The organism is Micromonospora sp. NPDC004336, assembly GCF_053602615.1.
On record NZ_JBSGDY010000364.1, the window covers coordinates 1 to 1,573 of the forward strand.

A 1,573-nucleotide genomic window follows, 5' to 3' on the forward strand; every position below is an offset into this window, starting at 1 on the left:
GCTGGAGCAGTGCGGCCGGGCCGGCGCGTTCGTCTACGGCCGCCCGGGGGCCGGTCCCGGCCGCCGCGCCGGTCGCCCCGGCCGGCGCGCCGCCGGCCCCGTTCGACGCCGACCAGCACGTCGGTACGCCGGTCGCGCTTCCGCCCCCGGTCGCGCTGATCGGCCGGGATCCCGACCTGGCCGAGCTGACCGGTCTGCTCACCGAGGGGCGCGGCCCCCGGCTGGTGAGCCTGGTCGGGTTGGCCGGCGTCGGCAAGACCGCCCTGGCCCTCTCGGTGGCCCACGCGGTCGCCGGCCACCACCCGGGCGGGGTCGCCGGCGTGCTCGTCGGCGAGGGCTCCGACGCCGCCGACGTGCTCGCGGCGTCGGTGGCCGTCTTCGGCGTCGCGCGGCTGCCCGAGCTGGCCGCCCGCCTGGCCGGCCGGCCGGCGCTGCTGCTCGTGGACGCGGCCGAGCGGGCGCCCGACGCGGTCGCCGAGGCGGTGCGCCGCCTCGCGGGCGCGGCGCCGTCGCTGCGGGTGCTGGTCACCGGCCGGCATCCGGTGGGCCTGCCCGGGGAGCGGGTCTGCCCGGTCTGCCCGCTCGACGTGCCCCCGCCGGGAAGCGAGCGGGCCGACCCGTCGGCGTCCGCCGACCACCCCGCGGTCGCGCTGTTCACCGCCCGGCTCGCCCAGGTCCGCCGCGAGCCGCCCGGCCCGGCCGAGCTGCCCGCGCTGACCGCGTTGGTACGCCGCCTGGGCGGGCTGCCGCTGGCCATCGAGCTGATGGCGGCCCGGGGCCGGATCCTCGACCTCAACGAGCTGCTCGACCGGTACGGGGATCGGGTCCTCGATCTGGACACCTCGTCGGGGGCGGCCGAGCGTCCGGGCTGGGACGCGACCGACCCGGGCCGCCCGGAGGCCCCGCGCGCGGCGGTGGCCGAGACGCTGCGGGACGCGGTGGCCACCAGCTACCGCCTCCTCGCCCCCGACGAGCGGGCCGCGCTGCGCCGGCTCGCCGCGTTCGGCAACCGCTGGTCGGTCGAGCTGGCCGAGGAGATGCTCGCCGACGACGCCGACCGGGACGGCACGGTCGTGGTGGACCCGGTCCCGCTGCTGGACCGGCTCCTGGAGCTGGGCCTGCTGAGCGTGCGCGGCACCGGGCCGTTCCGGTTCCGCCTGCTCGACGCCGTACGGGACTTCGCCGTCGAGCAGGCGACCGGTGCCGGCGAGCTGACCGCGATCCGTCGCCGGCACGCCCGCGTCGTCGCCCGCCTGGTGGCCCGGACCGCGACGGAGCTGGTCGGCGCCAACCTGCCGGCCGCGGTGCACCGCCTCGACGAGGTCAGCGGCGACATCAGCTCGGCCCTGGCGCACGCCGCCGGCGACGACCCGTCGACCGCGCTGCTGTTGGCGGCCTCGCTGTCGCGGTGGTGGCGGTTCCGGGGGCGGGACGTTCCGGGCCGGCAGTGGCTGCGCCGGCTGCTGGCCGACCCGCGTACCGCCGACGCCGACCCGGTGCTGCGGGCCTGGGCCTCCCTCGGGGTGGCGCGGCTGGCCGCCGAGCACGGCGCCGGCACCTCCTCGGTCCCGGC

1 protein-coding gene is annotated in these 1,573 nt (G+C 80.0%); it reads left to right on the plus strand.

Annotated features, from left to right (window positions below; all coding sequences use genetic code 11):
• Positions 1–1,573, plus strand: a 1,573-nt coding sequence (locus ACWENR_RS30750) for an ATP-binding protein (protein ID WP_452280437.1), incomplete at both ends; no start/stop codon positions are given.